Genomic DNA, 17,086 nt, shown 5'->3' on the forward strand with positions numbered 1-17,086 from the left:
CCGGGTCCGGCGGTTTGCACCGGGGTGCAGGACGTGACGTCATGTCTTTCCAGAGTCGCCTTGCCGAAGCGGTAGTTGGGCCTGAGAGATTCCGGGGAGGATCTGCTCCTTCGGCGCAACGGTCCTCGAAGAGCGTGAGCTCTCCCGCACAGGATCATCAGCAGAGTATTCGGTTGTCGTGTGCTTCGAGAGGCAACGTACGGGCCCGATGCCCGGCGGCTGGACGTGATCGTCGAGCACCGGGCCCCGCCTTCATCCGACTCGATGGCCCCTCATGGACTCGCCGGACTGGATGCGCTGGCAGGGCTTCGGCGTAGTTCGATGCCGTCCGTTTTGATCATGTGAGGCCGAGGAGGGTGAGGGGCCTGGTTTGGCCCCGGGCTGTCCGTCGGAGTCCGGAGGCGATGTTGCGGACGCCGGCCAGGCGAAAAGCTCCGATCGCAAGGTTCCTGCAGGTGGCCATTGCTCGGGGTGCGTTCCCGGTCCGCAGCTGGGAGGCGTCCTCGGTGAACGTGACGTCCCTGACGTGGTGCAGGGCTTCGACGATCCAGTGCCCTCGGATCAGTCGGGCGAGCTGGGCCGGGCCAGCCTGCTCGGCGGTGAGGCTGGTGACCGCGTAGACCGTCTTGAGGCTGATCTTTCCGGTCTTGCGGTGGACGCGGCGGCGGACGATCTGCACGGCCTCGCGGGCGCCGGGGAAGAGCAGGTTGTTGACCGTGCAGACCTTCAGTCTGCGGATCTCGTGGCGGCCGTGACCGGTCGCGCAGGTCCTATCCTGCAGCGGAATCTACTTCCAGGGAAGGGACTTGAGCTGTTCGCGGAGCTTCTTGGAGTTGCGCTTCACGATCACTATGTAGTGGGCCTGCCGGTCGAGCAGGTAGACGGCGTGGTCGTGCTGGGTGTGCATCGCATCGCTGGTGACGACCGTGCCCGGCCAAGTTCTCAAGGGTGTCGAGCAGCGGCTGGAAGCAGGTGATCTCGTTGGTCTTCTCGCCGACGTCCATCTGGGCCAGGCCCAGTGCGCTCACGTGGTCGCATGCGGCCAGGAGGTGGATCTTCCGTCCCTTCACGCGGGCCGCACCCCGCAGCGACTTCCCGTCGACCGCGAGTCCTCGCAGCCCTTGACCACTGGTCTGCCGGTCCGCCAGCCAGGCTCCGACGCCCGGTCCAGGGCGTCCGCGTCGATTCTGGCGAGCAGTCGCCGGATCGTGGATTCCGCGGGCCAGGACCGTTTCGGGAACAGCGGATCTATGACCGTGCCGAGCCGTTCGAGCAGGACCGGCGGTGCGTCGGCCACCCATTCACCCACCGCGAGCAAGGACCGCGCTCCGGCGAGAACCGCGCAGGCCGTCAGTGCCAGGAGCGTCACAAGCGGATGCCGTACTCCCCGCGGGTCACGCGGGTCCGGGACCTGAGCAAGGCGTTCCAGCAATCCCGGAACCTCGTTCCCGGACGCTTCTGGGTGTGGCCTGAGCTGGTCAAAGGCAGTGGAGGTCAGAGATGATGCGTCGGCAGGCACGGGCAGTCCAAGGTCACAGAGCGTAGAGAACTCCATGATCACGGACGTCCGTGCCTGCTGTGTATCGAACCCCGCCCAACACGACGAGATGCCAGCAACCGGGCGTCAGCCGACTACGCCGAAGCCCTGGATGCGCTGGGCGCGTGCGTCACCCATGGACGTGGTGTCGCACTGGTATGGCGATGTACTTGTGTTCCAGGAACTCCTCAATGCCGACGCGACCGCCTTCTCGGCCGAGCCCCGACTGTTTGACTCCGCCGAACGGTGCAGCGGGGTTGGAAACGAGACCGGTGTTGAGGCCGATCATGCCTGATTCCAGCCTCTCGCTGATGTCGAGGGCCCGGTCGAGATCCCGGGTGAACATGTACGCTGCCAGCCCCCAGTCGGTGTCGTTGGCCAGCCTGACCGCCTCGTCCTCGTTATCGAAGGGGATGACGGGAGCGACCGGCCCGAAGATCTCCGTGTGGAGCAGTCGGCTTCCGGTGCTGACGCCGGTCAGCACGGTCGGCGGGTAGAAGTGGCCGGGGCCGTCGGGCACCTGTCCGGAGGCGACGACCTTCGCCCCTCGATCCAGAGCGTCGGAGACCAGAGACGACGTCTTTTCCTTCGCCACCGCGTCGATGAGCGGTCCGACGCGGACCTGGGGTTCGGTACCTGGTCCGACCGTGAGGGAGGCCATCCGCTCCCCCAGCCTCCCGGCGAACTCGTCGGCGATCGCTCGATGCACGTAAAAGCGGTTTGCGGCCGTACATGCCTCACCCATGTTGCGCATCTTGGCGGTCATCGCCCCCTCGACTGCCGCGTCGAGATCGGCGTCGGCGAAGACGAGGAACGGGGCGTTGCCGCCCAGTTCCATGGAGGTCCGGACCACGGCTTCAGCGCTCTGTGCCAGCAGCAGCCGTCCGACGGCGGTGGACCCGGTGAATGACAGCTTTCGGATACTGCCGCTGCGCAGCGCCGGCTCGACGACTTCCTGGGCCCTTGTGGTGGTGATGACGTTGAGTACGCCATCGGGCAGTCCCGCCTCTTGAAGAATTCTGGCGAGTGCAAGGCTGGAGAGCGGGGTCTGCGGCGCGGGCTTGAGCACCATGGTGCAGCCGGCGGCCACTGCTGGGCCGATCTTGCGGGTACCCATGGCGAGAGGGAAGTTCCAGGGTGTAACGAGCAGGCTCGGACCTACGGGCTGGCGGATCACCATCATCCGACCCCGTCCGTCGGGGGTGGTTGCCATGGTGCCGTCAACGCGCACGGCCTCCTCGGAGAACCACTGGAAGAACTCCGCCGCGTATGCGACCTCGCCCCGGGACTCGGCCAGAGGCTTTCCCATCTCCAGGGTCATCAGCAGGGCCAGGTCCTCGGAGCGCTCCAGAATCAGTTCGCAGGCCCGGCGCAGGATCGAGGCGCGAGCGGAGGGGGCGGTACGGGCCCATGCGGGCTGCGCCTCGACTGCGGCATTCACGGCCCGGGCACTGTCGACGGCGCTGCCGTCGGCGACCTTGCACAGCTCCGTTGCGGTCGCGGGGTTCTCGACCCCGAACCGGTGGCCGTCGGCCGCCGGAGACCAGTCCCCTGCGATGAACAGTTGGCGGGGTGTGTCGGCAATGACGCCGGCCTCGGTAATGTCAGGCATGGGGTATCTCGCTTCTGTTGGGGGATGGTGGGGCCTGGTGCGTCAGGAGGACGGCTCATCCAGCAGTTCTGCCAAGTGCACCGCCCCCGGTTCACGACCTGCGGTGAGCTGGTCGATCTGCGTCCGGCAGCCGAAGCCGTCGGCAAGCACAGGGGTGCCGGGCTCGGCGGCTTCCAGGCATGGGGCCAAGGCCAGGTCAGCGACCGCCATCGACAGGGAGTAGTGCTCGCGTTCGAAACCGAAGTTGCCTGCCACTCCGCAGCAGCCGGTGGCTTCGGTGACCCTGCCGACGCCCAGGGTCCGCAGCAGGTCGCGCTGCTCGGTGGCACCGAAGACGGCGTACTGGTGGCAGTGGGTCTGAAGCACTACTTCGGAGGGCACCCGACCTGGCCGCCAGCCGGACGAGGCCTGTTCACCCAGGGCGCCGGTGAAGGTGCGCACCCGGGCGGCGACCCGTCGTGCCGCTTCGGTGGGGACCAGTTCGGGGAGGTCCTTGGAGAGGGCTGCCGCGCAACTCGGTTCGGAGACCACGATGGGCGGCCCGGGCTCTCCGGGGGTGTCCAGTTTCCGGACGGTACGCTTCAAGACACGGCGGGCCACTCCGAGTTGACCGGTGGTGATCCAGGTCAGTCCGCAGCACGCGTCCCCGCGTGCCCGGGAAGGCAGACCTGCGGCTCTCAGAACTCGGGAGACCGCCCCTGCGAGTCCGGGGCGGAACGCCCGCGTGAAGCAGTCGGCCAGCAGCACAGGGCCGTCCGGCGTGTCGGGGGGCTCGGCCAACCCGTGCCGCCATGCCGAGCGGGAATGGAACCGAGGAATGGTCCGCAAGGTCGTTACGCCTCCCAGCCTCGCCAGCCATCGGCCCAGGAACGTGCTCATTACGCCGTTGACCAGCCGTGGCATCCACCCGGCCAGTGCTGCCCACACGGGAAGCCAGCCCAGCGAGTAGTGGGACCTGGGGCGCAGGCGCAGGCGGTAGTGCCGGTGGAGAAACGCCGACTTGTACGTCGCCATGTCGACGCCGGTGGGGCAGTCGCTGGAGCATGCTCTGCACGACAGGCAGAGGTCGAGGGCTTCTCGGGTCTCTCGTGAGCGCCAGCCGCCGGGGAGCGCGCCGCGAAGCATCTCCTGGAGAGTCCTCGCACGTCCTCGGGTGGAGTGCGTTTCGTCGCCGCTCGCCCGGTAGCTGGGACACATCACCCCGCCGCTGTGGCTGCGGCAGCGGCCCACCCCGACGCAGCGCTGTACGGCTCCGGTGATCCCGCCGGGGTCGTCCAGGAGGGCGAACGCGGTGGAAGGCGTCACCGTACCCCTTGAGTCTTGGAGGGCGAGGTCTGCGTCGAGTGGGCGGGGTTTGACCAGAATGCCCGGGTTGAGTTGCTCATCCGGGTCCCATGCGTGTTTGAAAGCGGAGAACGCATCGAGAGTCGGCTGGTCATACATCACGGACAGCAGTTCACTTCGCGCCCGGCCGTCACCGTGTTCCCCGGACAGTGTTCCGCCATGCTGGACGACCAGGCGGGCGGCGTCGGTGAGGAAGGCGCGCATCGCGTCCCGGCCCCCGGCGGTTTCGGGACGGAAGTCGAGACGCACGTGGACGCATCCCGCGCCGAAGTGCCCGTAGAGCACCCCCGTCAACTGGTGTTCGGCTGTCAGACTGCGGAAGTCCCGCAGATAGTCGGCGAGCCTGTCGGGTGCGACAGCGGCGTCCTCCCATCCGGGCCAGGAGGCCGCACCGTCAGCGGATCGGGCAGCCAGTCCGGCACCGTCCTCACGTACCCGCCACAACGAGGCACGCTCGGCAGGGTCGGTGATGACACGCCCGGCGACCATGCGGCCCTCCTGCGCCAGTTCGTCCAGCAGCCGTCTGGCCTCGGCGCCGACCTGGTCCTGGCTGTCCCCGTCCAGGTCCACGTACAGCCAGGCTCGGCCTTCTGGCAGCCCGGTTACCGAGTCCGGGCCTCGTCGCCGTCTCATGGCGGCCACAATCGTCTCGTCCATGCCCTCGACTGCTGCGGGCCGGAACCCGAGAATGCGGGGGACGTCCTCAGCGGCATCCACGATGTCGTCGTAACCCAGCACTGCCAGGAGCGCGGAGGGCGGCTTCGGTACCAGTTGGACGGTGGCCCCGACGATGATCGCGCAGGTGCCTTCGCTCCCGGCCAGGGCGCGCACCACGTCGAACCCGTTCTCCGGTAGCAGGTGCTGCAGTTGATAGCCGGAGACCTGGCGAGGGATACGCCCCAGGTTCACTCTGACTGTGGCCAGGCTCCTCGCCGTCAGGTTCCGCAGTTCGTCCTCCAGCGCGGCGACGCGGCCGTGGGCGGCAGAGTCCACGGCGCGCAGGCCCTTGCTGTCGGCCACAGCCCGTGTTCCGTCGGCCAGGACCAGGTCCAGGGCAAGTAGGTGCTCACCGGTGCGGCCGTAGCGTACGGAGTGGTTGCCGCATGCATCGTTGCCGATCATCCCGCCGATGGTGCAGCGGCTGTGTGAGGACGGGTCGGGGCCGAAGACAAGGCCGTGTGCCGCTGCCGCCCGTTGGAGTTCATCGAGAACGACGCCGGCCTCGACCATTGCCACGCGGGCCTGCGTGTCCACGCTGGTGACCCGGTTCATCCGCCGGGAGAGATCCAGTACGAGGCCCGGGCCGATGGCGTTGCCCGCCATGCTGGTACCGCCCCCGCGCGCGGTCACCGACACCTTCAGCCGGTGGCAGACGCGTACGGCGGCCGCCACTTCGTCAGCGGTGTCCGGGAAGGCCACTGCCAGCGGCTGGACGCGGTAGTTTGAGGCATCGTAGGCGTACTGCGCCCGCCGCCCTCCCGAGGTGTCCAGGAGCAGTGACGGCGCCTCACGACGCAGTGCCGCCTCCAGCTCCTCGGCTCTTGGGGGGGACAGCATCGCGCCGGTCACTGCGGCACCGCCGTGCCTGCTGTCGTAGCGGGAGCGGACAGGGCCACTGCTGTCACCGCCTCGGCCGCGGCGCGTACCGCAGTGGCGATGTCCTCCGACGACACGTCCAGATGAGTGACCGCACGGACTCGGTGCGGGCCTTTGGCGTTCATGATGACACCGCGCTCAGCGAGTTCCCGCTCGAACGCCGGGGCATCGTCGACCTCGAAGTACACGATGTTTGTCTCGACATGGGAGGGGTCCAGACGAACCCCGTCGATGGCGGCCAGGCCGAGAGCGAGCGCCTTGGCGTTGGCGTGGTCCTCCGCGAGCCGTTCGACATGGTGATCGAGCGCGTGCAGCCCTCCCGCGGCGATGATGCCCGACTGCCGCATCGCGCCGCCCCACATCTGCTTGTACCGCCATGCCTCGTCGATCAGGGCACGCGAGCCCACCAGGACGGCTCCGACTGGGGCCCCCAGTCCCTTGGAGAAGTCGAGCCACGCGGTGTCGAACCCGGAGGCAAATGTTGCGGCTGAGGTTCCGCTGGCGACGGTCGCGTTGAGCAGCCGGGCTCCGTCGAGATGGGTTGCCAGGCCGAGTTCCCGCGCGGCGGCGACCACGGAGTCGATCTGGTGGGTCTGCCAGACGGTGCCGCCGCCGGCGTTTGCGGTCTGTTCGACGCACATCAGTCGGGTCCGCGGCGCATAGCGACTGCGCGCTCGCACCGCCTGCTTCACCTGCGCGGGGGTGAAGACTCCTCGCTCGCCGCGGATCGGCGTCAGCGTCACGCCCGACAGCGCTGCCGGTCCACCGGCCTCGGCGTTGACGAGGTGGGACGACGCTTCGGCCAGCACCTCGTCGCCGCCGCCTCCGGTGTGCAGCCGCACGGCGATCTCGTTGCACATGGTGCCCGAAGGCAGGAAGACCCCCGCTTCGTGGCCAAGGAGGTCGGCGACGCGTTCCTCCAGGGCGCGGGTTGTCGGGTCGCCGAATGCCTGCTCGTCACCGACCGGCGCTTGGGCCATCGCCTCACGCATGGCCTGCGTGGGGCGGGTCTGGGTGTCGGAGCCCAGATGCACTTGGGGAAGGGTGTGGGAGGTGGGCATACTCATCTCACTCCTAGAAGGTGGGGCCGTGGCGAAGGCGAATTCGCAGCGAGTCGGCCGAAGAAGGGCGGATATCGGTCCGGGGTCAGCCGAAGACGCTGCCGGCCGATGAGCGCGCCCGGGGGGCGCCGAGTGCGAAGCGTGGGCTGGAGGGCTCCCGGCCGCTGAGCAGCCGGGCTACCTCCGCGCCGATGACGGGCGCGTGTTTGAAGCCCTGGCCGGAACCGCCGCCGGCCAGCCACCATGAGGGCACGTCGGGGTGGCGGTCGATGATGAAGTCGCCGTCGGGGCTCATCTCGTACTGGTTCGTCTCCGACCCGGCGAGCGGCCTGTCGGCGAGGTCCGGGAAATGGGTGGCGAGGTAGCTGCGGACTGCTGCCAGCCCCTTGGGGGCGGGGAAGCGGTGATAGGTGTCGACCGCCACTTGCTCGACGGCAGCGTCGCTGTTCACCTTGATCCCTCGGCCGGTGAGGTCGCCGCTTCCGTAGACCATGTTCGTGCGGTCGAGCCACAGCGGCAGGCCGGACAGACCTATGTGGGGACCGCCGAGGTAGAAGATGTCCTGGCGCAGCGCCCGGATGTCAGCCTTGCCGAACAGCTGGCCCAGCCACGGGCCGCAGCACCACACCACTTGCTCGGCCTCGATCCGGGCGGCGCCCTCGACGTCGATCCCGCCCCCTTCCGCGGGGCGGACGCGTGCCCGGATGATGTCAGCGCCCAGTTCGCGGGCCCGCTGGACGGCGGCGCGCACCGACCTGCGGGCGTACAGCAGCCTTGCGCCTGGCTCGTACAGCGCCTGGTCGAATCCGGTGACCCGGACTGCGGGGTACAGACGCTCGATTCCAGTGCGCCCGAGGACCCGGTGCTTGACCCCGGCTTCCCGGAGCGTGGCTGCGCTGCTCTCCTCCCACGAACCGTCCGCATCCGAGGGAACCAGCCAGCTCGCGCCGGCCCGGGCGAGGAGCGGTTCGTGCCATCCCGACGCCAGTCCTTCCCACATCCGGCTCGCACGGACGGCCCATTCGGTCAGGAAGGCGTCCTGTCCGTGTGCGAGTCGCAGCGTCCGGCTCTCGCCTCCCGACGATGCCCGTGTGTTGCCCGGCGGGTACTGGTCGGCGAGGGTGACCCGCCAGCCTGACGAGGCGAGGTGCAACGCTGTCCAGGCGCCGATCACTCCTGCACCCACCACGAGGACACGCCCGCTGCTCATGCGTCCGCGCCTGTACGGGACGCAGACGGGGAGTCATCCAGGCGGGGGACGCTGGCGTCCGGAAGTGTCCTGGAGAGGAATTTCCGGGTGCGTTCGTCCGTGGGAGAGGTCAGCACGTCCTTCGGTGAGCCGATCTCCACCACCTTGCCGGCCTCGATGTAGGCGACGACGTCGCTCACGTCATAGGCGAATGACATCTCGTGGGTCACCAGGACCATCGTGATGCCTTGACCCGCCAGCTGTCGGATTACCGCCAGGACGCTGCCGACCGTGTCCGGGTCGAGGGCAGCTGTCACTTCGTCAAGGAGCAGCACGTCGGGGTTCATCGCAAGAGACCGTGCGATCGCGACGCGTTGCTGCTGACCGCCGGAGAGCTGGGACGGCCACAAAGCCGCCTTCTCCTCCAGCCCCACGAGGCGCAACTGCTCCCGGGCGATGCTCAGGGATTCTTCCTTTCCCCGCCTCAGTACCTTTCGGGGCCCGGTGGCCACGTTGTCGATGACCCGCCGATGCGGAAACAGGTTGTAGCTCTGGAAGACCATGCCCACCCGGGTCCGCAGCCCGTCGAGGTCCGGGCGCCCCCCGCTGATCCGGTGGGACAGTACGGTGACCTCTCCGGAGTCGGGGAGCGCAAGGCCGTTCATGCATCGCAGGAGCGTCGACTTCCCGCAGCCGGAGCGGCCGATGAGGCAGACCACCTGTCCGCGCCGTACACGCAGGTCGATCCCGTCGAGCACGACTGTGCTCCCGTATGCCTTGCGCAGCCCGCGGATGTCGATGGCGACGTCGTCGTCCCGCGTCGTTGGTGTGGTCGTCATTGTCTTGTGCTTTCCGGGAGGAAGCGGCCCAGAGTGCGTTCGCTGCGCCGCACGGCGAAGCTGAGCACGCTGGTCATCAGCAGGTACAGAACGGCCACCAGCAACCAGACCTCGAACGCCTGGAAGGTGTTGGCGATGATGATCTGCCCCTGGCGGGTTACCTCGCTCACCCCGATCACCGCGAGGAGGGAGGTGTCCTTGAGGCAGATCACCAGTTGGTTACCCAGGCTCGGGAAGGCCTGGAGCAGGGCCTGGGGAGCAATGACATCGCGCAGCGACAACCACCAGGACATTCCCAGCGACCGCGAGCTTTCGAACTGCGCGAGCGGGACGGATTTGATCGCCCCGCGGACGATCTCGCTGAAGTACGCGCCGTGGTGCACTCCGACGGCGGCAATGCCCACTGTCGTCGCATCGATCGCCGTGCCGGTGACGACCGGCAGGCCGAAGAACAGGAAGAATATCTGGACGATCAGCGGGGTTCCGCGCACGATCTCGACATAGCCGCGCACCACGGTGTTGAGCACGGGCGCCTTGAATGCCGTGACCGTGCCGGCCAGCACGCCCACGGCAAGGGCCAGTGCACTGCCGAACGCAGTAATGACCAGCGTTGTCTTGGCACCGTCCAGGAGAGCGGGCCAGGAGTCCCGCCATACTTCGAGATAGGTGTCCATGGCCCCTACCGAATGTTTCCGGGCAGGACGTCCGGAGTCTTGCCGAAGTACTTTTCGTAGATCTTCGTGTAGGTGCCGTCTTCGGCCATCGCACGGATCGCGGAGTCCAGGGCCTCCTGGATGTCCGGCCGGTTCCTGGGGACCGCATAGCCGTAGTTGTCCTTGGTCAGCAGCGGACCGACGACCGTGATCTGCCCCTTGCCCCGCTGCGCGACATAGTGGTCGAGGATCGACCGGTCGTTGACGAGCACGTCATCGACGCCGCTGATCACCGCCTGCAGCACGTCGTTCGTCGAGTTGTAGCGGTGCAGTGTGATCTTGTCTGCGTAGTCCAGGCTCTCGACGTAGAGAGAGCTGCTGGCACCGGTGCGGACAGCGAGCTTCTTGCCCTGCGCGTCTTCCATCTTCTCGATGCCGGTCGTCGATGGTTTCACCGCGAGGGTGAGGCCGGTCTGGAAGTAGGGCGTGGAGAACCTGACGCTCTTCGCCCGCTCCTCCGTGATGGATATGGCCGCTGCGGCGATCTGGACCTGGCCGGCCTGGAGGGCCGGCAGAATCCCGTCGAAGGGCAGAGCTGTCTTCTCCACAGTGAAACCGGTACGCCGGGCAACTTCCTCGATGACGTCAACATCGAACCCCTGTGGCGTGCTGCCGCCCTTGACGTAGGCGAACGGCGGCCCGTCGACGTCGAAAGCAACCTTGAGGGTCGTGCCGGAGAGATCTTCCGGGCTCTTCGATCGGCTTGGAGCCGAGCACGCCCCGAGCAAAAGAATCCCGCCGAGGAGGGCGGCCAACACGGGTCTACGCTTCACGGGACACTCCTTCTGCCGCGGCATGCCCCTGGGCGCCGGCGCGGAACGCGCTTCGGCTGTTCGTGGTGAGAACCTCTACGCCCGAGCTGGTCACTAGGACGGTGTCCTCGATCTGGAGCCCGCCCGTACCCATTTCGTAGAAGGGCAGTTCGAAGTTCAGGACCTCACCCTCCACGAGGACGACGCTGGGATCGGTACGCGGGCTGAGCACCGGGTACTCGTACATCTCCAGACCGATGCCATGGCCCACGTGATGCCGCTCGTATTCGGGAAGCCCGGCCTTGCGGACGGAGTCGATGGCAGTCCGGGCCAATTCGGCGACCGGCACCCCGGGACCGGCCATGTCGAACATGGCCTGGATGCCCGCCCGGATGGCATCTTCCGCAATCGACAGCCTGGCGGACATGGTGCCGAGCGTCGCGTTGCGGCCGGTGTCCGAGTGGTACCCCTCCAACTGCGCACCGCAGTCGATCCGCACCGTGTCGCCGAAGCCCACCAGGGAAGTGCTGTCGGGCGGGAAGCAGCCACTGGCCCGGAGTCCCGTGTTCACCTCGCAGTGTCCCGGGTTGAGGCCCTCCTCCAAGGCGAGGCGCCGGTACAGGTCGAACATCTCCGTCTCCGAAATCCCCTCCCGCACACGGGAGAAGACCCCGTTCATCGCCTTCTCGGTCCTGTTCGCGACCTCGCGGAGCAGAGCGACCTCGTGCGGAGTCTTCACCCGGCGCACTCGCCGGAGCAGCATGTTTGCGTCCACGCCTTCGGCGCGCCGGAACCTCTCGCGCAGTCCCTCGCGGCCCGCTGTGCTCAGGGCTTGGTCGTCCAGGGCTACGGTTGCGTGCGGGCCCAGACCCAGCTCGTTGGTCAGTGCGGTGAGGGCCTCCGCGGCCGTCCTGTGATGGGGGGTGGACTCGCGGAGCGACGCCCACTGCTGATCCAGGGGTGCCATCGTGCCGCCAGGGGCGACTGAGACGAAGAAGTCCCCGTAGGTGACGAGCGTGCAGTCGGCGGGCCAGTCCGTGACCAGGTATTCGCCCGCATTGCGGGGAGCCACCAGGCCCCGCTCGCCGGACGCGGTGACAACGGCATAGACCCCATGCTCGCGGAAGGTGTGCAGCGGCCAGTGGTCGTAGCCGGTGAGGTATACGACGTTCTCGACGCTCGTCGCGACCACACCGTCGACCCCGGCCCGTCTCAACTCCGCGACGCACCGGTCGGTGTGGAAGCGATCGGCGTGCCGCGCGCCGCGATGGCCGTCAGAAGAGAGGCCCGCATATCGGGTCATGGAAAACCCCTTTCTCGATGTGTTACATACAATATATAGTACAGAACGTCCGGTTGGCTAGCCCCAAATCGGAGCAGAATGGGGCTGGCCCGGAAGGCACACGGAGCTCCGGGGGCGCAGCAGCGTCCCCACCTACCCTCAAAGAGAGGACGGCCGACATGACCGGCTTTCACCCCCTGACCCGGCACGGACGCTGGGCGATGACCGGCGCGGCCGGGAACGTGGGGCGCCATCTGCGCGGCGCGCTCGCGGAGCGGTTCGAGCACCTGCTGCTCCTGGACACTGCCGAGATCCGCGACTGCGCGCCGCACGAGAGCGCGGTCCGGGCAGATCTGCGGGACTTCACGCTGCTCAGAGAGGTTCTAACCGGCCTGGATGGGATCATTCACCTCGGCGGGATCCCTGATGAGGCCGACTTCCACGACCTTGTGGACGTGAACATCACCGGTTCGTTCCACGTTCTGGAGTCTGCCCGGATCAACCGTGTACCCCGAGTGGTGTATGCGAGCAGCAACCGCGCGACCGGCTTCTACCCGACGAGCCGGTTGGTGAACCCGGACCTGCCGGTACGTCCGGACGGGCTCTACGGGGTGAGCAAGGCGGCAGTCGAGGCACTGGGACGCCTGTACGCGGACAAGTTCGGCCTCCAGGTCGCCTGCCTGCGCATCGGCAGTTTCGAGCCGGCCCCCTCGACACCGCGGGAGCTGGCCACCTGGCTCAGCCCGGACGACTGCACCCGGGCCTTCCGTGCGGCGCTCGACGCCGACTACGGGTTCATCACCTTCTATGCGGTGTCGGACAACCGCAGCGGCTGGTGGGACCTGCAGGCTGGACGGGCGATCGGGTTCGATCCACGCGACGACGCCGCCGCAGTCGGCGCGCGGCTCGACGGAACCCCCGCCGAGCCGCAGGGAGGTGACTTCGCATCCCCCGGCTACACCCTGAGCCGGCAGCGCCACTTGAGCGACGGCCCGACGGGAGCGGAGGAGCCGCAGGCGTAACCGGACGTCCCGTGGGCCGGTCTGACATGTGGGCACGGCAACAATCCGCCATACTATATACTTCACTTATGCGAAAGCCGCCAGCCGTCAAATCCGCACGTGACACGGCCTACGAGTACCTCAAGTCCAGCATTGTCGCGGGTGAACTCAAACCAGACGAGATCATCGATGATGCCGAGATCGCCGCGATCTGCGGCATCAGTCGCACTCCGGTCCGTGAAGCACTCATCCAGTTGGAGAAGGTCGGGCTCATCGTCGCGGCCCCCAGGAGGCGTCCGGCGGTTGCCCCGAGCAGGGGCGACGACGTCGAGCAGATCCTCGCCCCGCTGGGCGCGCTCCAGGCCTTGGCCGCACGCCTGGCGGCCCCAGCCGCCACGGAGTCCGACGTCGCGCGGATGACCGACATCAACCAGCGGATCATCCATGCCGCCGAGGCGTCCGAGTGGGCCGAGGCCGCAGTTCTCGACATGGAGTTCCACGGCGTCCTGGTGCAGCGCAGTGAGAATCGCTTCCTCATCGCCGAGGTCGAGAACCTCCAGACACTGTTCACCCGGGCAACGACTCTTTACATGCGTAACCGGGGACCGGACCAGAATTCCGTACAGGAGCACGAGGCGATCATCGGGGCGGTGCGGAAGAAGGACGGTTCCTTGGCCGGTGAGGCGACCGCGAAGAATTTCGGACGGCGGTAGCTGGCGGGCGGCCTCACCCGCCCGCCAGGGCCCGTGCGGGGTTGCCCCGGAGCAGTTCCCGCGCCTCCTCGGGGTCGAGCCCGGCCTTGACGAGTTCGTCGAGGAACAGCGTCGGGACGAGGGTGAGACCGCATCCGCCGTTGGCCCGGAAGTCCTCAAGGGTGCAGACGTCATGAGAGAGCAGGACCCGGGAGTGGAAACCCTCCCGGCACAGTGCCAGCACCCATTCGACCCGGTTCCGCAGGTCTCGCCCGGCGGCGGCGCGGATACCGTCGAACTGGACCCAGGCGCCCGCCCGCGCGAGATCGAGGTGGTACTCGGGGATGGGGACCGAATCACAGTGCCCGATGATCACGTGGGCCGGGTCCACCCCTTCGGACCGCAAGATCTCCAACTGCGCCAGACCGACCGGCCACCGCGCGGCATGGGTGGAAACCGGCACCCCGGTCCGCAGATGCGCCCGCGCAGCCGCCCGGAACGAGCGCTCTTCCGCCGCAGAGACGTACCACTTGTCGGCACCGATCTCACCGATGATCCCTGCCCTGACGTCGGTTCCGGGGAAGCCGAGCGTGATGTCCGCGATCAGCAGCTCGGCAATCTCGTCCACCGAATGCCGGTCGAACCACCGACGATCGAGATACGGATCGCGGTAGTGCCCCGTGCCTGCGACGACGTTCACCCCGGACTCCACGGCGAGGGAGCGGAGTTCACGCGCATGCGCGGTACCGCGGGTGTGCACGGTGTCGCCGATGCGGGAAGGCCCCTTCGCGTACAGGCCGAGCGGATCACGAGCGGCGCCGTCGGCCAGCTCGCCCGAGGTGAGATCGACGATCGTCCCCCCTCCCGCCCCGGCGAACGCACCGATCTCGTCCAGCAGAAGGCTGTGGTCGGCCACGAGTCCGGTCCGCCTCTGTTCCCTCATCTGGTTGATGAGCAGGTGCTCGTGCATGAGCGTCAGGCCCAGGTTCCGTGCGGCCACCGGGCCCGTCACCGTCATGATCTCCGGCATCATTCCTCCTCCTGCCCCTGTCCGGCCCCCTGGAGGGACGGCTCCCCGATGCGCAGGACCGTGCCCAGCGTGACCAGGCAGGCCGCGATGCAGAACAGGGCGGGGGCGAGCGCCGAGCCGGTCACGTCCCGGAGATAGGCGACGACGAATCCGGCCGTTCCTCCGAACACCGCCACCGCGAGTCCGTACGCGATCGAGAGCGCACTGTAGCGCGTGGCCACCGGCATCATCTCCGTGATCGCCGCTGTGAACGGCCCGGCATAGACCGCGATGGCGACCGCCATGAGCGTCAGCCCCAGGAGCCCGAACCAGGCGTTCCCGGTACTGACCAACGCCAGCGTGGGGAAAGCGGACAGGGCAATAGCGATGATCCCCGCGAGCAACACTGGCCTGCGGCCAACCCGGTCGGAGAGCGCGCCGAACACTCCGATGAGCGGGATCTGGACCACCAGGGACAGACTGTAGATCAGGCTGACATCAGTAGAGTCGAGATCGCCGTAGGTGACGATGAACCCCTGCATGTTCACGTAGGTGTAGGTCGCGATCGTGAACCCAGCGACCAGTCCGACCCCCTGCAGGATACGAATCCGCTGCGTGCGGGCCACGACGACGAGAGGGTTGCCGGGCTTCGGTTCTGCCCTCCGGGCCTCGCTGAACTCAGGCGTGTCCGCAAGCTTGAGTCGCATCCACAAGCCAAGCAAGGCGACCAGGAGCCCGGTGGCGAACGGGATACGCCACCCGAACTGCCCCATCTGCTCGACGGAGAGCGTGCGGAACAGCACCGCGACAAGCGCCGCACCCACGAGGTTGCCGAAGATCAGCGCCATGTAGTGGATGCTGCCGAAATACCCGCGGCGCCGCCGGGGCGCGTACTCGATGATGAACGCGGCCCCGCCCGCGAACTCGCCGCCCGCCGAGAAGCCCTGCCCGATACGAGCCACCACCAGGATCACGGGCCCGAGAATGCCGGCGGTAGCGCTCGTCGGCGCGAGGGCCAGCAGGGTAGTGGACGCCCCCATGACGACGATGGTCAGAGCGAGGGCGGGTTTGCGACCCCGGGTGTCGCCGATGTGTCCAAAGAAGACGGCGCCCAGGGGGCGGAAAAGGAAGCCGACGCCGAAAACGGCGACTGCGGCAAGGAAGGAGTGGACAGGGTCCCCAACGTCGAAGAACTGCTGGCCGATCACGGTGGCAAGGGCCGCGTACACACTGAAGTCGAACCACTCGAGGGCGGTACCGACAGCGCTCGCGGCAATGGCACGCCGTCGGGCCCGAAGAGACCCGTGAGCGGGTCGTTCACAGCCGGGTCTGACGGCTTCTGTCGGCGCGGTGGGATCGTTCATGCGAGATATACTGAACACTATATCCAGTTCTGTCCAGCGATAGCACCCGCAGCAATCTGCATCGCCTGCCGCAGCTTGCTGCTTCCCACCATGCGGACGGGGCCACGATGCTCAAGCTCGACAACACCCGCGAACCCGCCGCGAAGCTTCCCAAGCAGCGACGTGCGGATCTGAACGCGCACTCCGCATGCGCTGGTAACCCCCAGGCGCTGGACCGCTCGCAGCCGGTCCTTCCGATGATGCCGGGCATACCTGAGCGCCGCACCCACGACTATCTGCGGCACGGAATCACCAGCCTGTTCGCCGCCTTCAACATCGCCGACGGCACCGTCATCGGCGAACTCCACCGCCGCCACCGCGCCATCGAGTTCAGGAAGTTCCTGGTCACCATAGACAAGGCCGTGCCGCACGGGCTCGACGTGCACCTGGTGTGTGACAACTACGCCACCCACAACACCGCCGAGGTCAGGGCGTGGCTGGCCAAACACCCACGCTTCCACGTCCACTTCACACCGACCGGCTCCTCCTGGATCAACCAGGTCGAGCGCTGGTTCGGCCTGCTGACCGACAAACTCATCCGCCGCGGCGTCCACACCTCCGTGAAGGCTCTGGAGCACGACATCACCGCGTGGATCGACACCTGGAACGAGAACCCGCGGCCCCTCACCTGGACCAAGACTGCCGACGAGATCCTCAAGTCCCTCGCCGACTACCTCACCAAGGTCGGAACCACCGGCCAGCCAACAGAGCAGAACTAACCCTCAGGATTTCCGGCGCATCACACTAGTTCGCCTTCCGCGGCGAGCGGTGAGCCGATCAGCTCCAGTGCCGCGTGCGCGGCGCGCGTGGGCCTCAGATGGTCGCTGAACGGCTCACCGAGCGCGAGTGCGATGAGCGCCCGCACGACATCGACGCCTTAGCCTCGATTCACCGACGCGGTTTCGAAGTGATCTCCGAGGGGTTGCGGGGAGGGTTCTGGGCTGTCGTCTGAGTGTGGGCAGGGATATCCGCTGGTCTGCCCAGCTTTTCCACGGTTGCGCTCCGGTCGGGCCTTGGCGGGCGGGGTGGTCAGGGGCGTCAGGCCGTCTCGGGTGG

General features: G+C 67.6%; 16 protein-coding genes, 1 pseudogene and 1 riboswitch. Of the genes and pseudogenes, 3 read left to right on the top strand and 14 right to left on the bottom strand.

The genetic code is table 11. The features are described from left to right. Positions 1-59: 59 nt before the first annotated feature. Positions 60-157: riboswitch (glycine riboswitch) on the bottom strand. 180 nt (positions 158-337) lie between these two features. From ACIHCL_RS34670 to ACIHCL_RS34720, 11 genes are all read right to left on the bottom strand, one after another. Continuing rightward, positions 338-787 carry an ISAs1 family transposase gene (locus tag ACIHCL_RS34670; protein WP_399868342.1) on the bottom strand — a complete coding sequence of 150 codons (450 nt, stop codon included), beginning with the start codon at positions 785-787 and terminating at the stop codon, positions 338-340. Further along, on the bottom strand, positions 788-946 hold the full coding sequence (locus ACIHCL_RS34675) for a hypothetical protein (protein ID WP_399868314.1): 159 nt from the start codon (positions 944-946) through the stop codon (positions 788-790). Positions 947-1,066: 120 nt separating this feature from the next. Then, positions 1,067-1,555, bottom strand: a complete 489-nt coding sequence (locus tag ACIHCL_RS34680) for a transposase family protein (RefSeq protein ID WP_399868315.1) — start codon at positions 1,553-1,555, stop codon at positions 1,067-1,069. A 112-nt stretch (positions 1,556-1,667) separates the two neighbouring features. Beyond that, on the bottom strand, positions 1,668-3,149 hold the full coding sequence (locus tag ACIHCL_RS34685) for an NAD-dependent succinate-semialdehyde dehydrogenase (protein WP_399868317.1): 1,482 nt from the start codon (positions 3,147-3,149) through the stop codon (positions 1,668-1,670). A 42-nt stretch (positions 3,150-3,191) separates the two neighbouring features. Then, on the bottom strand, positions 3,192-6,050 hold the full coding sequence (locus ACIHCL_RS34690) for an FAD-binding and (Fe-S)-binding domain-containing protein (protein ID WP_399868319.1): 2,859 nt from the start codon (positions 6,048-6,050) through the stop codon (positions 3,192-3,194). A gap of 8 nt (positions 6,051-6,058) precedes the next feature. Then, on the bottom strand, positions 6,059-7,156 hold the full coding sequence (locus tag ACIHCL_RS34695) for a threonine aldolase family protein (RefSeq protein WP_399868321.1): 1,098 nt from the start codon (positions 7,154-7,156) through the stop codon (positions 6,059-6,061). Positions 7,157-7,235: 79 nt separating this feature from the next. Beyond that, on the bottom strand, positions 7,236-8,360 hold the full coding sequence (locus ACIHCL_RS34700) for an FAD-dependent oxidoreductase (protein WP_399868323.1): 1,125 nt from the start codon (positions 8,358-8,360) through the stop codon (positions 7,236-7,238). Continuing rightward, positions 8,357-9,178 carry an amino acid ABC transporter ATP-binding protein gene (locus ACIHCL_RS34705; RefSeq protein ID WP_399868325.1) on the bottom strand — a complete coding sequence of 274 codons (822 nt, stop codon included), beginning with the start codon at positions 9,176-9,178 and terminating at the stop codon, positions 8,357-8,359. The genes ACIHCL_RS34700 and ACIHCL_RS34705 overlap by 4 nt, the downstream gene beginning before the upstream one ends. Beyond that, the gene (locus tag ACIHCL_RS34710; RefSeq protein ID WP_399868327.1) at positions 9,175-9,852 is read right to left on the bottom strand and encodes an amino acid ABC transporter permease; all 678 of its coding nucleotides are present in this window, start codon (positions 9,850-9,852) and stop codon (positions 9,175-9,177) included. The genes ACIHCL_RS34705 and ACIHCL_RS34710 overlap by 4 nt, the downstream gene beginning before the upstream one ends. 5 nt (positions 9,853-9,857) lie before the next feature. Beyond that, complete coding sequence (locus ACIHCL_RS34715) at positions 9,858-10,664, bottom strand: substrate-binding periplasmic protein (RefSeq protein WP_399868329.1); 807 nt, start codon at positions 10,662-10,664, stop codon at positions 9,858-9,860. Beyond that, positions 10,654-11,946: a M24 family metallopeptidase gene (locus tag ACIHCL_RS34720; RefSeq protein WP_399868331.1), complete on the bottom strand. Its 1,293-nt coding sequence runs from the start codon at positions 11,944-11,946 to the stop codon at positions 10,654-10,656. The genes ACIHCL_RS34715 and ACIHCL_RS34720 overlap by 11 nt, the downstream gene beginning before the upstream one ends. Before the next feature lie 158 nt (positions 11,947-12,104). Between ACIHCL_RS34720 and ACIHCL_RS34725 the strand changes: the two genes are divergently transcribed. Beyond that, entirely contained in the window at positions 12,105-12,947 is an 843-nt protein-coding gene (locus ACIHCL_RS34725; RefSeq protein ID WP_399868332.1) for an NAD-dependent epimerase/dehydratase family protein, read from the top strand. Positions 12,948-13,015: 68 nt separating this feature from the next. After that, positions 13,016-13,639, top strand: a complete 624-nt coding sequence (locus ACIHCL_RS34730; protein WP_399868334.1) for a GntR family transcriptional regulator — start codon at positions 13,016-13,018, stop codon at positions 13,637-13,639. 13 nt (positions 13,640-13,652) lie between these two features. Here the strand turns inward: ACIHCL_RS34730 and ACIHCL_RS34735 are convergent, their stop codons facing one another. Together ACIHCL_RS34735 and ACIHCL_RS34740 are read right to left on the bottom strand one after the other, a co-directional pair. Further along, the gene (locus tag ACIHCL_RS34735; protein ID WP_399868336.1) at positions 13,653-14,651 is read right to left on the bottom strand and encodes a phosphotriesterase; all 999 of its coding nucleotides are present in this window, start codon (positions 14,649-14,651) and stop codon (positions 13,653-13,655) included. Further along, positions 14,648-15,991, bottom strand: a complete 1,344-nt coding sequence (locus ACIHCL_RS34740) for an MFS transporter (protein WP_399868338.1) — start codon at positions 15,989-15,991, stop codon at positions 14,648-14,650. The genes ACIHCL_RS34735 and ACIHCL_RS34740 overlap by 4 nt, the downstream gene beginning before the upstream one ends. A 203-nt stretch (positions 15,992-16,194) precedes the next feature. On the opposite strand from ACIHCL_RS34740, the pseudogene ACIHCL_RS34745 reads away from it, so the two are divergent. Beyond that, positions 16,195-16,749: pseudogene (locus ACIHCL_RS34745) on the top strand (IS630 family transposase); the annotation flags it as partial. A 20-nt stretch (positions 16,750-16,769) separates the two neighbouring features. Here the strand turns inward: ACIHCL_RS34745 and ACIHCL_RS34750 are convergent. After that, complete coding sequence (locus ACIHCL_RS34750) at positions 16,770-16,895, bottom strand: hypothetical protein (protein WP_399868340.1); 126 nt, start codon at positions 16,893-16,895, stop codon at positions 16,770-16,772. Positions 16,896-17,086: the final 191 nt, after the last annotated feature.

It is taken from the genome of Streptomyces sp. NPDC052042, from assembly GCF_044548345.1.
In the GTDB taxonomy this organism is placed as follows: domain Bacteria; phylum Actinomycetota; class Actinomycetes; order Streptomycetales; family Streptomycetaceae; genus Streptomyces.